General features: G+C 34.2%; 15 protein-coding genes and 1 pseudogene. 4 read left to right on the top strand and 12 right to left on the bottom strand.

Features of this window, described 5'->3' with window-relative positions:
• Positions 1–13 precede the first annotated feature (13 nt).
• Positions 14–298, top strand: a complete 285-nt coding sequence (locus ABH960_RS27000) for a YesK family protein (RefSeq protein ID WP_002086206.1) — start codon at positions 14–16, stop codon at positions 296–298.
• A gap of 46 nt (positions 299–344) precedes the next feature.
• Here ABH960_RS27000 and ABH960_RS26995 read toward each other — a convergent pair whose 3' ends face one another.
• The 3 genes from ABH960_RS26995 to ABH960_RS26985 form a co-directional block, all read right to left on the bottom strand.
• Positions 345–1,364 carry an AI-2E family transporter gene (locus tag ABH960_RS26995; protein ID WP_002012308.1) on the bottom strand — a complete coding sequence of 340 codons (1,020 nt, stop codon included), beginning with the start codon at positions 1,362–1,364 and terminating at the stop codon, positions 345–347.
• 159 nt (positions 1,365–1,523) lie between these two features.
• On the bottom strand, positions 1,524–3,134 hold the full coding sequence (locus ABH960_RS26990) for an amidase family protein (protein WP_404449491.1): 1,611 nt from the start codon (positions 3,132–3,134) through the stop codon (positions 1,524–1,526).
• A 107-nt stretch (positions 3,135–3,241) separates the two neighbouring features.
• Complete coding sequence (locus ABH960_RS26985) at positions 3,242–3,376, bottom strand: hypothetical protein (RefSeq protein WP_002012306.1); 135 nt, start codon at positions 3,374–3,376, stop codon at positions 3,242–3,244.
• A gap of 217 nt (positions 3,377–3,593) precedes the next feature.
• Between ABH960_RS26985 and ABH960_RS26980 the strand changes: the two genes are divergently transcribed.
• Positions 3,594–4,013, top strand: coding sequence for a GNAT family N-acetyltransferase (locus ABH960_RS26980; protein ID WP_078178803.1), 420 nt, complete (start codon positions 3,594–3,596; stop codon positions 4,011–4,013).
• Between the two features lie 164 nt (positions 4,014–4,177).
• On the opposite strand, the gene ABH960_RS26975 is transcribed toward ABH960_RS26980, so the two are convergent.
• From ABH960_RS26975 to ABH960_RS26960, 4 genes are all read right to left on the bottom strand, one after another.
• Positions 4,178–4,780: a nitroreductase family protein gene (locus ABH960_RS26975; protein WP_078178891.1), complete on the bottom strand. Its 603-nt coding sequence runs from the start codon at positions 4,778–4,780 to the stop codon at positions 4,178–4,180.
• A 73-nt stretch (positions 4,781–4,853) separates the two neighbouring features.
• Positions 4,854–5,504 (bottom strand): DsbA family oxidoreductase, encoded by a 651-nt coding sequence (locus ABH960_RS26970; protein ID WP_002012302.1) that lies wholly within the window; start codon positions 5,502–5,504, stop codon positions 4,854–4,856.
• A 103-nt stretch (positions 5,505–5,607) separates the two neighbouring features.
• On the bottom strand, positions 5,608–6,039 hold the full coding sequence (locus tag ABH960_RS26965) for an Rrf2 family transcriptional regulator (RefSeq protein ID WP_002012300.1): 432 nt from the start codon (positions 6,037–6,039) through the stop codon (positions 5,608–5,610).
• Positions 6,040–6,158: 119 nt separating this feature from the next.
• Positions 6,159–7,028 carry a LysR family transcriptional regulator gene (locus tag ABH960_RS26960; RefSeq protein ID WP_002012297.1) on the bottom strand — a complete coding sequence of 290 codons (870 nt, stop codon included), beginning with the start codon at positions 7,026–7,028 and terminating at the stop codon, positions 6,159–6,161.
• Positions 7,029–7,125: 97 nt separating this feature from the next.
• Here ABH960_RS26960 and ABH960_RS26955 point away from each other — a divergent pair, with 97 nt between their 5' ends.
• Positions 7,126–8,031 carry a DMT family transporter gene (locus ABH960_RS26955; protein WP_002165959.1) on the top strand — a complete coding sequence of 302 codons (906 nt, stop codon included), beginning with the start codon at positions 7,126–7,128 and terminating at the stop codon, positions 8,029–8,031.
• A 185-nt stretch (positions 8,032–8,216) separates the two neighbouring features.
• Complete coding sequence (locus tag ABH960_RS26950; RefSeq protein WP_404449487.1) at positions 8,217–8,993, top strand: alpha/beta fold hydrolase; 777 nt, start codon at positions 8,217–8,219, stop codon at positions 8,991–8,993.
• A 118-nt stretch (positions 8,994–9,111) separates the two neighbouring features.
• Here the strand turns inward: ABH960_RS26950 and ABH960_RS26945 are convergent, their stop codons facing one another.
• The 5 genes and pseudogenes from ABH960_RS26945 to ABH960_RS26925 all read right to left on the bottom strand — a co-directional run bounded on the left by ABH960_RS26945 (position 9,112) and on the right by ABH960_RS26925 (position 13,771).
• Positions 9,112–9,732: a YcnI family copper-binding membrane protein gene (locus ABH960_RS26945; RefSeq protein ID WP_404449485.1), complete on the bottom strand. Its 621-nt coding sequence runs from the start codon at positions 9,730–9,732 to the stop codon at positions 9,112–9,114.
• 35 nt (positions 9,733–9,767) lie between these two features.
• Positions 9,768–11,417, bottom strand: a complete 1,650-nt coding sequence (locus tag ABH960_RS26940; protein WP_404449483.1) for a copper resistance CopC/CopD family protein — start codon at positions 11,415–11,417, stop codon at positions 9,768–9,770.
• 444 nt (positions 11,418–11,861) lie between these two features.
• Positions 11,862–11,969 (bottom strand): annotated as a pseudogene (locus ABH960_RS26935) (glyoxalase); the annotation flags it as partial.
• 60 nt (positions 11,970–12,029) lie between these two features.
• On the bottom strand, positions 12,030–13,043 hold the full coding sequence (locus ABH960_RS26930; protein WP_002012286.1) for a CgeB family protein: 1,014 nt from the start codon (positions 13,041–13,043) through the stop codon (positions 12,030–12,032).
• Positions 13,044–13,351: 308 nt separating this feature from the next.
• The gene (locus tag ABH960_RS26925) at positions 13,352–13,771 is read right to left on the bottom strand and encodes a VOC family protein (protein WP_002086225.1); all 420 of its coding nucleotides are present in this window, start codon (positions 13,769–13,771) and stop codon (positions 13,352–13,354) included.
• Positions 13,772–13,931 lie beyond the last annotated feature (160 nt).

The raw sequence follows: 13,931 nt of genomic DNA, 5'->3' as shown, positions 1-13,931 counted from the left end.
AAGGGGTGATTTCATGAATGATTCTTTGACGATTGCAATCCTCTTGCTAGCTGTAGCATCCTTAATACTTTTCCTCTTCTTAATCATCAGAACGCTATTTCCAACTAAAAAATATGATAAGAATCTCGGATTGATTCTAATTATTTTAAGCTTGTTAGCAATACCGATAAGTATCTTCCTTGTAGGAGGATGGGCTGGTATGGGAGTTAGTGTAATCGCAGTCTTTATTTTTGCTGCTGTTATTATAGCTTTAATTGCAAATACCTTCATTAAACTACCTCCTCCAAAGAAAAAATAATAAATGACCGATGTTTTCATCAAGAGAAAACATCGGTCATTTTCTATCACTTATTATCTTTAATCGGTTCATCATTATTTACATCAAGTACATCTAATAAAAAGATAAAGATTGGAATCCCAATAATAAGCCCCCATATTCCGAGGAAATGCTCTGAAAAGATAAGAATCATAAATGTATAAAAAACAGGTAAATTCGTTTTTGCAGACATAAATTTTGGATTTAATAAATAACTTTCAAGAGCGTGGATTACTGTAATGAACACTAGTATGTAAACAACATACACAACCCCGCCGACGTTATAGGCAATGATACAAAGTGGAAACAATGAAATGATAACACCAGCAACTGGAATCAAACCGAGTAGAAAGACCATGACAGCCAATACAAGAAGCTGTGGAAATCCTAAAATGACAAGTGCAATTACAGTGAGCACACAATTTACAACCGCAATTAAAAACTGTGCTTCAATCACTTTTCCGAACGATCTTGCAAACCTTTCACCGAAATATGCAATCTCCCCATAAAAAATTTTCAGCTTACTATCTTTAAATTTCGAAGTAAATGCTATAATGCGTTCTTTTTCTAATAAGAAAAATAAGCTTAAAATAAGAGAAAGTAGTATTTGTAAACTGACTTTTCCTATGTTTGCTATCGATTGATAAATGACATCTACACCTTGTTCGATATATTTCGATACTTCCATTCCATTAATTGTCGAAAGTGCATATTTAATTATCTCGTTATCAGGTGGGTTTTGAAAAAACAATTTAAATTGATAAATTAATTGTGAAATTTGTATCGTTAGTACAGGCAAATATTTATATAGTGTAGTTACAATAAACGTCACTAACACAATATATAAACCAGCAATAACCACTTTCCTATTTACTTTCAATTTTTTTGAAATAAACTTTTGAAATCGATCCATCAAAAACGTGAGAATAAACGTAATTAATATTAAATTAATCATACTTTTTAATCCATACAATACAAGCACTAATATTATTAAAACGAGAAACCGTTGAAACCCTCTGCTTCGAAAGAAATTTTTCACTTCATTCATTAAGAATTAACCTCCCCCTTCAATGGATGGAAATTGGATATATTACATTTTATGAACTTCTATAGACAATCTTTCTTACTAATTGGAAAGAATCCTTTTTTTCTTTTTTATTGTCGGATTTTTTTATCTAATACTTTTCTAAAAACTACTTTATCAACTCTATATTTTAGGAGATCGTCTATTTTTAGATTGCTGTTCATACGCATATCCAATATTAAAAAGTTCTTTTTCACCAAACTGTTTCCCAATAAACACTACACCTACCGGCTGACCATCAGAATCATATCCTGCCGGCACTGCTAATTCTGGATAACCAGCCACAGCTGATAGAAGAACTTCATCGTTATTAATCATCACAAGAGCATCCAAACCTTTTTCTACTAAATACCTATCTAGCTCTTTTCTTGCATTTTCTTGACTCGTTTGAACTATTTTTTCAAACTCATCTTTCGTTATAGCAGATTTTTCAGAGCCCTCAATTAATGTTTGTCCATATTTCATTCGTCTTTTACTATCTTTTTTATTAAACGCTATAATCTCTTCTAACGATTTTACTGGCACATTTTTTTGCCGTGAAAGATAATCGTTAACATTATGCTTGAACTCATATTCTAATGTTCGCAGATTATCTACACCCTCGCTGTTTAACTGAACATCATCAGTCAATATTGCACCTGCATCTTCAAGGTCCTTTCTAATCTTTTTCGCTACTGCTTTTCTAATTTCATCTTGTTGTTCTATAGAAAAAAGAATCCCTATCTTTTTCCCCTTTAATCCATCTATCGATAACTCCTTCGTATAATCCATTCTATCTCTATCTTTCATTTTTTCTATCATAGCATCTTTTCCATCATAACCTACCATTGAATTAAATAGCGTTGCTGCATCTTTGACCGTTCTTGCCATTGGCCCTGCTGTATCAAGTGTTTTAGCTAACGGGATAATTCCTGTTCTGCTAACCATACCTAAAGACGGACGTAACCCAACTACTGATTGTTGCGTTGCCGGTGCTACAATGGATCCCGTCGTTTCCGTCCCGATTGAAAGCGGTGCAAAATCAGCTGCAACCACTGTAGCAGATCCTGAACTCGATCCTGATGTATCAAATGTAATCGGGCCATATGGATTTAAATTTTGTCCTTTCTTCCCACTATATCCACTTGGCATTGTAAAAGATAAATAATTCGCCCACTCAGACATATTTGCTTTTCCTAAAACAAACGCCCCTTCTTCTTTCAACTTCTTCACAATCGTCGCATCTTCATCTGCAATCCAATCTTTTAATACATAAGTTCCAGCACTTGTCGGCATAACACTCGCTGTTTGTACATTATCTTTTACGATGACAGGAATGCCGTATAAGTTCGATTTCTTATTTAAAAATCTCTCTTTATCTAACTGTCGTGCTTCCTCCATTGCATTAGGATTAATCTCTGTAACAGCATTTAATGTCATTCCATTTTGATCATGTTCTTGTATTCTAAAAAGATAAATACTCGTTAATTCTTCATATGATAATTTCCCATCATCAACCATTTTTTGAAGCTCATCCACAGTCGCATTTACAACTTCTTTTTCTTTTATCTTTATATTATCTATGTCGACCCCTTTAAGCTGATTATGTATCGGTTTTAACACTCTGTCTTTATCATATACAATACGCTCAGGTTCCTTTGGAAAATAATTTTTATACACGTAATATCCTCCGGCACACACCAATAGAACAATACCTCCAGCGATAGACAACGTTATCTTTACCCATTTTTTCATGTTGCTTCCTCCACTCTAAAAGTTGCTCATTTATATAAAAAAGAGAGTTACCTTTTACTTAACTCTCTCCAATCAAAATGCTAAATGAAAAAATGAAAGATTTCAATCTAATTACTTTTTTTTTGCATTTGCTTTGCTAACAATTCCTTCACCTGATTATATGTTAACCCTGAATTTTTATTTAAACGTTTCACTTCATCAACATCAGTACCGACAACTGTATATTTTTTCTCATCATTCATGTTCCCACTTCCTTTCTCACCAGATTATTTCTTATATTTCTTCCCTAAATGCACATAAATTAACACCAATACGAATAGGGAAGCTGGACTAAATTAAATAGACGAGACAGATGATATAGTATTCAATAACTAAAAGGAGTTCTGTTGCGTAAGAGGAATAGATAAAAATATGTCGAATTTATATACTTATTGAATTTAAGGACATGGAGGATGCATTTTGAAAACATATGAGTTTAAACATAACATTCCAACATTGGAAGAGTACAAATATTTGTGTGATTCTGTTGGATGGACTAATTATATGAATTTTGAAGTAGCGGATACTTCACTGAAGCATTCTATTCACTGCATCACGGTCAAAGATAATGAAAAAATTGTGGGCATGGGGAGAATTGTTGGTGATGGATCTATCTATTTCTATATTCAAGATATAGTGGTTCATCCGGATTATCAGAAACATGGTATTGGGAAAGAAATAATGCATCTTTTGGTTGCATACTTAAATGAGACTGCCCCTGATAAGGCGTTTGTCGGTTTATTTGCATCACAAGGTAAAGAATCGTTCTATGAAAAATTTGATTTTAAAAATTACTCACCAAACATGACGGGGATGTTTACTGTCATTTCAAAAACATGATAGATTTTTAATTGTAGGGAAAACTTCGATTGATATGAAAGAAATTATTCTTGCAGTAACCTTTTCCACAATCGCATTTAAACATTACATACGAAAGGAGAGTACATATATAGCTATATATGTACTCTCCTTTCATTTATTTAACTCTGTATATATTAAATTTCTTAATAAAATTTCACTACATCTTCAGTAGGTAAGAATGTTCTTTCCCCTGGTTGTTCATTCGGCTCACCAAATGGCATTTGTCCTACTAAACTCCACTCCGCTGGAATATTCCATGTTTCTTTCACTTCAGCATCTACGATTGGATTGTAATGTTGTAATGATGCGCCAATTCCTTCAGCTGATAATAACATCCATACAGTATGTTGTAACATTGCATTACCTTGATGAGACCAGAATGGGAATTGATCTTTATATAACGGTGCATTTTCTTGCATTTTTTCTACAGTTGCTTGATCTTCAAAGAATAGAACTGTTCCTACACCTGCATGGAAGCCTTTTAGTCTTTCTACTGTTGCTTCAAAATTTTCTGCTGGCACGCGTGATCTAAGTGTTTCTTTTACGATATCCCAAAACTTTTCATGCTCTCCATCCATTAATACGACCATACGGCCACTTTGCATATTGAAAGAAGTTGGTGCGTGTAAAGCTGTTTTTAATACTTCTTCAATTCTTTCTTTTGTAATTGTAGCGTTTTTTGTTACTTTACGAATTGAACGACGGTTCACGATTGCTTCTTTTAAGTTTGTTGTAGTTACTGACATTTTAATTCCTCCAAATATATGTTTTATTATTTTTATTTAAACAAATCAATTTGAGTCTTTCATGCAAGACGAATTAGCAATATCCATCCGCCTTACATTGCATACCTTCAAATGAATTTGTTTTATCCTTTTCGATTTCTTTATCAATTACTCTTTCTAGCGTTTCTTTACTAGCAAGTCCTTGAATGACTTCATCTCCAATCATTACAGTTGGTACCGCCATAATATTCGCTTCATCATATGCATGTTGAATCGCTTCTTGATGTTTTTCTTTATATTTACGAGTTACTAAAGCATCTTTAAATTCTGCTTCAGGAAGCCCTACTTCTACCGCTAATTTCGTTAATACATCAATATCTTCAATGTTTTGTTCTTCTTGGAAAAATGCGGTGAATACGCGGTGATGATACTCATTTCCAAGTCCACGCTCTTTCGCAAATTGGCACCCTTCAAAAGCTAAATGTGTATATGGATGCGGAGAAACACGTGGCAGACGCATTTCAACCCCTAATTTTTTTGCAGTAGGAAGAATGAAAGAATCCCATGAACCTAACTTATCTGGCTCGTTCCAAGGATCTATTTTAGAATATGGACTTGGACGCAATTCAAATGGCATCCATTCGATTTCTACATCTTTCTCTTTCGCTACTTCATCTAATGGACCTTTTGCTAAAAAGCAAAACGGGCATATAAAATCTGAGTATACTTTCATTTTCACAGTCATATTATTTGCACCTTACCTTCTTTTTATTTTCAGGTGTAACCGAAACGGTTACAATTTTGAGAAAAAAATATGCATTCCCTTTTAGAGACTTGCAATTATCATATTATGCATTCATTTTTTGTTGTAAAGATTCAAATAACTGCCCCATCGTAATATTTCTCAACACTTCTTCCATCGCAGATTGCGCCTGAACTAAAATAACCTCTAAAACAGCTTGAATATTCGCCCCAATTGGACAGTCTGGATTCGGTTTTTCATGAATGTGAAATAGTTTGTCTTCTTCCACTACATTCACTGCATGATACACATCTAATAATGTGATTTCATGTAAATCCTTTAATAATCCCGCGCCACCCGGACCGCGTTTGACGTATACAAACTCAGCTTGTTTCAAGTAAGAAGTTATTTTTCGAATTACTACCGGATTTGTATTTACACTTTCGGCCATATAGTCCGAAGTACAAACTGAAGATGGATTGTTTTTCAAAATAGATAAAATATGAACAGCTATAGAAAAGCGGCTACTAATTTTCATTGTGATTACCACCTCGTTGTAATCATTATAGTTACAACTGGAGTATAAGTCAATCCTTTTTACAAATTTTTTAAAGCAAATAAAAAAGTGCCCCATTACAATATATGAGACACCTCTTCTTATTCTGCAAACAAGTCTTGAAATTCTTCAATAAATAGCTGCACAGCGATTGAAGAATCCTTTAATGAAGGAACAGCTAAAGCAATTTCTCTCCATACTTGTGGTTCCAATTCTCTCGTTTGTATATTCTTTGGTAAACTCGTTAAAGATAACTCAGCCAAAATTGCGATTCCTAATCCTTCTTGAATCATATTTAAAGCTGTTGTAACTGTGGAAATTATATATTCAGCCCGAAGTGGTACGTTCGCTTGTTTAAACATATCGATAATGGGTGGTTCGTACCCACCCTTACATAATATGATCGGTTCATTCTCTAAATCACCTATTGTAATAGAATCGTTCTTACAAAGAGGATGATCCTCTCTTAAGACAACAACCATTTTCCCCTTCGTTAAGGGCACGATCTCCATATCTTTATTAGGCAAGATAACAATTCCTATATCAACAACCCTCGATACTAACCAATCTTCAACTTCTTTAATCGTGCCTTCACAAAGAACGACCTCTAAGTTCGGATACTTCTCCTTAAAAAGATTTATCATTTTGGGTAAGAAATGTGCAGAAGCACTCGGAAAACTCCCAATTCGAATCGTCCCAACTTCGTGCCCTTTCTCCATCGCTACTTCTTGTTCAATCTTCTCAACGCCGTTTAAGATTTCTCTAATATGTACAAGAATTCTATTTCCAACATCCGTAACGATTAGCCCTTTTCGTTTATCGCGTATAAGAATGGTAACTCCTAACTCTGACTCAATGCTTGAAATCGCATGACTTACAGCTGGCTGTGTCATATTTAACATCCCAGCAGCCTTCGTAAAACTCCCTAATTCAACCGTTTTAATTAAAACTTGAAGTTGTGTAATGGTCATAACTAATCACTTATACTCCTTATAAAAAAGATTCATTTTATTTATCATAGTCGATATCATATCATAGTGAAATGGAATACAACAAGGAGGGATTACAGTGACACAGCTTTCTCGAACTAAGACTGCCATAATCCTTACATTTCTCGTTATTATGTGGGGAATTAATTGGCCGTTATCAAAATTCGCTCTGCATTACACACCACCCGTACTCTTTGCAGGGATTAGAACATTAATAGGAGGATTTATCTTACTTACTTTCGCATTACCGAGATACAAACAATTAAATTTAAAGGAAACTTGGCATTTATACTTTATTTCATCTTTACTCAATATTATTTTGTTTTACGGACTACAAACTGTCGGACTTCAGTATATGCCCGCCGGACTCTTCTCCGCAATCGTATTTCTCCAACCTGTCTTACTCGGCATTTTCTCATGGATTTGGCTTGAAGAATCTATGTACGGCTTGAAAATTTTCGGACTTATTCTTGGATTTATTGGTGTTGGGGTTATTAGCTCTAGTAGTTTAACTGGACATATTTCTATTATCGGTGTACTACTTGCTTTAGGGTGCGCTATCGGCTGGGCACTCGGCACAGTATTTATTAAGAAAACTGGACACCGCGTTAATGCCATTTGGATGGTAACACTTCAGCTTATTATTGGCGGACTTTGCTTAATCGGATTTGGTTCAGAATTTGAGAGCTGGTCTAACATCGCTTGGAGTATACCATTTGTAAGTGTACTACTATTCATCTCGTTCTTTGTTATTGCAATGGGATGGCTCGCTTACTTTACACTTGTAGGAGCTGGTGAGGCAAGTAAAGTTGGGGCTTATACGTTCCTTATCCCACTGATTGCTATTATTGTAAGTTCAATTTTCTTACATGAGGCCATTACAATTAGCTTATTCATCGGACTTTTATTTATTATCGTAAGCATTTGTTTTGTAAATATAAAGCCGAAAGCACTTGCTGTAAGGCAGCAAGTTGAAGTGAAATAAATAGATATGAGAAAGAGTCTACCACTTGTAGGCTCTTTCTTTTTTACCATTTTATGAGTACAGTCACTTAACATCTTAGCAAAAGGAAAATTTTTCTTTTTTATTGTATGATGGTAATAAAGTAGAAAATATTATCTCTAATACATATGGATGGACTAACAATTCTAATCATAAGGGGGAATTATATGGTTTTACAGTATAAAGAATTTGGAGATTCAAGCTCTCCACTTATGGTTTTTATTCATGGGGGCGGAGTCAGTGGATGGATGTGGGACAAACAAATTAAACATTTCACTAACTTTCACTGCCTTGTTCCTGATTTACCCGAGCAAGGGGAAAATAGTAGTAAGGATCATTTTTCAATACACTTTAGTGCTGAAAAAATCATTGAATTAGTTGAAGAAAAAGGACAAGGCAAAACTGTTATAGTAATCGGTTTTTCGTTAGGTGCTCAAGTATTAATTACAATGCTCAGCATGAAACCAAACTTAATTCAATACGCTATGATAAATAGCGCATTAGTTAAACCATTTCCTTTCGCTAAAACATTAATAAGATCCCTTGGCGTAACCTATCCACTTATAAAGAGTAAGACGTTTTCCAAAATACAAGCAAAATCAATGTACATAGATGAAACACAATTTGATAACTATTATCATGAAAGTTGTCAAATAAGTAAAAATACATTTGTGAGGATATTAGAAGAAAATATGTCGTTTACAATACCAAAAGGTTTCGAGAATGCTAGTAGCAATATATTAGTAACTGTTGGAGAAAACGAAAAAAGAATCATGAAAGACTCGATGACTGCAATCCTTGAAAGCAATCCTACTTGCACAGGTATTATCATTCCTAAAATCGGTCATGGAATCCCTTTAGCAAATCCCAAACTATTTAATAATTTAATTGAAAACTGGCTTAAGCATGATAACCTACCAGAAGAAGTAATGACAGTCAATTGAGTTCCTTATCTTAATAAACCATGTTGTATTTGTAGCTCTAATCCCCCTCGAAGCTGCTTAATCTCAAAATTTTATTAACAAAGGTCTCATTACTTTCAATGAGACCTTTCAATGTTCCCTACTTTTTACGACGTACTACAAAAACACACGTACCTATAGAAGATACAATCGCTAAAACTGATAAGACAATTGCTATTGTTTGCATATTACTTGTACCTTCATTTTTTTCCACACTAGATACTTCACCATGTTCTCCTGTTAATGATGTACCTTTTGCAATCGTAGTAAGTGAATGGGGCTTCTCAGCTTTCTCATCGCCTGTCCATTCAACAATTTCTCCATCTTTATATTGTTGATATGCATTCCAAGCTATTTGTTGCTCTTTATCTGGATTTTTAGCAACGAAAGTAAATCGTTGGAACTGACCAGGTAAAATCCCATCCCCTGTTGCTTCCCATATTACAGTTTTAACTTTTCCAGCTGCATCTTTTTGTTCTTCCACTTTCCACCCTGGCACTGGCTCGTACTGTTGAAACTCGACTCCAGACGGTATTTTCAGTGTGACTTTTGTTGTTGCCATATTCTTTTCAACAGGTACCTTTATCGTATAAGTCTCCCAAGAGCTAACGTCAGAAGTTGCTGGTTTCACAGTTACGTGAGCACTAACAGGTAACGAAAAAATCCCCATTGCAATTATTGTTGCGATCATTGTTGTTCCTAATTTTTTTATACGTTTCATTTTCTATAAACTCCTTTTCATTTATAACGTCTTTTTTATCTGCCACCTACAATAAATTTATACTCCGTATCGAAACTATCAAGAGATTTTGTTAATCCGTGAACTTGTATATGCCAGTTTCCTGTCATGTTAATATACATACCTTCCGCTTCATATTCTCCCGGTGACACTGCCGAAACTTTAAATGAACCTTTGCCCATATTCATATCTAAAGATTGAGTCGTCAATACAATTTGTTCCATATCAGTAACAGGCTGTCCATTCTCATCCTTCAAAGTAATATGAAATGTATTCTGTCCTACCTTATTAGGACTTACATGTAAAGTAAGTTCATATCCATTATCTAATTGTTTACCCTCTGTAAAAGGTCCCGTAGGAGGCATCGGCGGCGTTTGTACATTTGTCATAAACGCTACGATTACGAAAACGATAATTCCAATGATAAACTCTACTTTCACCGTGGCTCCTAACCTTTGCTGCGCTCGCATTCTCCCTTTCACATAATGAATAATTCCCAATATCCCCATACACACGAATAAAAGTATCTTTGCTAATAAGGCTAATCCATACTTCGTATCAAATAGGGAATGGATCGTGGGAATAAAAAATGTACTGTTAAAAAGACCCGTTAATAAAATCACAATGACAGCACCTGTTGCCCATGGCGAAAAACGCTTAATCGCATCCCAATACATAGTCCACTTGTCATCCTCTTTACGTAACAGAAGAACAATCGATGATAGCCCCCCCATCCATAACGAAGCTGCGAATAAATGCAGAAAGTCCATAACGACAGCAATTTCTTTAAACTTTAATCCATATGCATGACTATTGAAGGCTTTCATAACAAGTAAACCAATAAACAATAGTATTGGAATGCTCCATACTTTAAACGACGAAAGCTTCTCACGCTTCACTGCAAAATTTGTAACAATCATAAACGTACTAATAAGAGCCATTTGAGTGATCCATACATAACCAAAAACAGATAGCTGTAATGTTTCTTTTAATAATATAGGATCGAATGCTTCTAACCATGAAACATCAGCATTTATTTTCGCCTGCAATGGTAGATTGAATAGTAAACTAATAAATATCCCAAATAATGATATCCATATTATTTTCTTACTCCTCGACTGAACTTGACTTGCACTTCCTTTATAAAGGATAAGGTTAAATAATAGAACACCGATAAATAGAGAAAAACTTGTATATAAAATTCCGCGTTCCATAATCATATCGATTTGGGGAACATAGCCCATCTCTTCTACTTTTATATCATCTGTTCCCGCTTCTGCTGATCCAATACGGAATGGAATAACTCCTTGAATTGGATGTCCATCAGCTGAAATAGCCTTCCACTGAATAGAGTAAAGACCATTTTTGAGATTCTCTTTTAACCCAGCTTCTAATATTTTTTTGTTTTTCTTATCAATATGTGCATCTTTTAAATCTACTCTTTTACCTGAGGTATCTCTTACGAACAATGTATTAAAACTTGAAACTTGTATGTCCTCATCGAATTCAATTTTCACAACAGATGGTGCTTTCTTTAACGTTTCATTTTCAGCAGGATTTGATTTCACAACATACGCATGAGCGGATGCGCTTTTTGGTATCAATATGATCAACACGCACGCAATTAATAGCCATGCCCCTAACCTTCGTATTACTTTCACAATCATTTCACTTCTTTCTTTTTCGTCACTACACTTTCATTACTTTTTACTTCCCAAGTTTTATTTCTTGATAAAATATTAACCTGATTAAGTATAAGGATTTATTTAGTATCACTCTCTATTTATTCCTCACCTCTATACTTCCAATATAATAGTAGCTACCTTCATGGATATTACTAATATTTTTAAAGTTGATTATCATTATAGCATAAAATATATTTATGTAAGTTCCCTAAGAAGAAAAGTTATCGTGAATCATTTGTGAAGAAAATGTGAAATACATAAAGTGAAACTTTAATCAGTGGGACTTTTACGGGCATTCGATCTCCCACCTAACTCCCTCGCATTCTCCGACTTTTGAAGCGGGAATCTTATTGCCAACAAATAACGGGATAAATAAAAAAGGTATTACGTTATTACGCAACACCCTTTCTCCATAATACACTTCCTTTACTTCTCTTCCGGATAATCACAATAATTAATGATCGTGCCCTCCGTATCCGCTAGGTTAAGATAAATTAATCTTCTACCATGCTTATTCATTCGAAGTGTATGCTCTTCCATTCAAATACCTTATTCTTTAAATATGTTGTGTTTCAACACATTCTTTCCCTATTTTTAAATTTCATTTTCTTTTTTAGGGTTCATTTCAATTATTTTTAACAGCTGTTGTACCCTTTTATCATATGTATGTTCGATTAGCGTTCTCTTCAGCCCTTCCATCGCAATTTTCTTTCTTTGTGCCGGGTTCGATAAATATCTTTCAGCTTTCTCTATGAAATCAACCGCTGAGGTAAATGTCTCAATTTGTACCCCTGGAATATAACACTTTTCTAAATCTGAACGAATATCCGTCATTTGAAAAGAACCTGTACTAGCTATTTCGAATGTACGATTATTAATAGAACAAGCATTTACTTTTACTCTATTTCTATTAAATGTTAAATCCTCTATCGAGCGATGTATATTCATATTGATTTTACTTTTTTTGTAATATCCTATACTGTTTTCGTAAACCAAAAATGGTAAAAGTAAAATTTTATCTTTCAATAACTCATAACTTTTTAGTCTATCCCAATTACAACCTATAATTAGAGTATTTTTAGTCACTAAGTACTCTGCAATTGAATCAATAAATGCGAGCCGATTATCAAAAGCAGTCCCTATGAAACTAATATCAAATATGTATTCCTCTTCCCTAAGTATCGGCGTATATACAGGAGGTTCTGCTGCTAAAGGCAAATAATATACATTATCACAACCTAAATCTTTATAAAAATCAATACATCCTGTATCTTGCGTAAACACATAATCATAATCAAGCACTAAGTTTTTCGTCACATCTGTAAAGTAAGGGTCATCTGTAAGCCAGAGTGCAGTTTTAAAGTTGTATTGTTTTAAATCTTGAATTCCCTTAATTATCCCTTCTTCAAAACCATGAAATACAATAATGAGTGCCGGTTTTATCTTTAAAGCCGTTTTCACCAAGTTTTCGTATGTTACCATCGTTACATTACGAATTGCCTTTTTCAAACTATTATATATAGATTCCTCTAGCGCCGGAAAATAGACAGGAACACTAGATGTAACAAATAATACGTTAAAATTTTCAGCACTATTTGAAATCTCCACAGATAACCACTCTCCAATACATGAAATTCACAATTTATATTATATGTATTGCATAAAATATATAGTTGGTTATAAAGCACTCTTTTTCTTTCATATATTACTGTGCAAAATGAGGATTGCTTACCCTATAGTCGGCTCCATTTGCTCGCAAATACTAAAAAAAATCATGCCCACTCCTACAGGATAGTGGATAGCTTCTCATAATATATATTCAACATTCCGAAATACTTTCGTCGAAATATTGAAAAGTATACAAATAAAAAGGCGTTACATTAGTACGTAACACCTTTCACAAAAATACACTTCCTTTATTTCACTTCCGGATAATCACAATATTCAATAATCGTCCCTTCCGTATCTGCTGGGTTTAGGTAAATTAATCGTCTACCATGCTTATTGATGCGAAGCGTATGTTCTAACGTTCGAATCCCTTGTTCCTTTAATTCTTCTAAAGCTACATCTAAATCGTCTACACGATACGCAACATGATGGACACCTTTCCCTTTTTGCTTTATAAATCGTGCTATTGGAGAAGTTGTATTATTCGTTGGCGCAAGTAATTCGATTCTATCACCATCAACTTCAAGAATAGCTACTTCGCTTTCAACACCAGGTGCTTCACTTACGTATCGATCTATTAAAGTTCCTGATAAAACCTTTTCATAAAAATGTATCGTACTATCTATATCACGAACTGCGATCCCGATATGGTCAATTGTTTTTTTCATTTTATTTCCCCTACTACTTTATTTTTTCTATTCTTATCAATAGTAACAAAAAAAGTTATAGAATCAAATAATCTGTACCCTTTGTAAAGGACATTTTGAAAAAAGTTAGGCAACATCAAGAAGATGATTTCTGTATCCAACAGGAGTCATCTTTTTTAAA

Origin of the sequence: Bacillus sp. RC252 (assembly GCF_044909215.1) — a bacterium.
Lineage (GTDB): Bacteria > Bacillota > Bacilli > Bacillales > Bacillaceae_G > Bacillus_A > Bacillus_A mycoides.
This window is presented reverse-complemented; position numbering and strand designations above follow the sequence as displayed.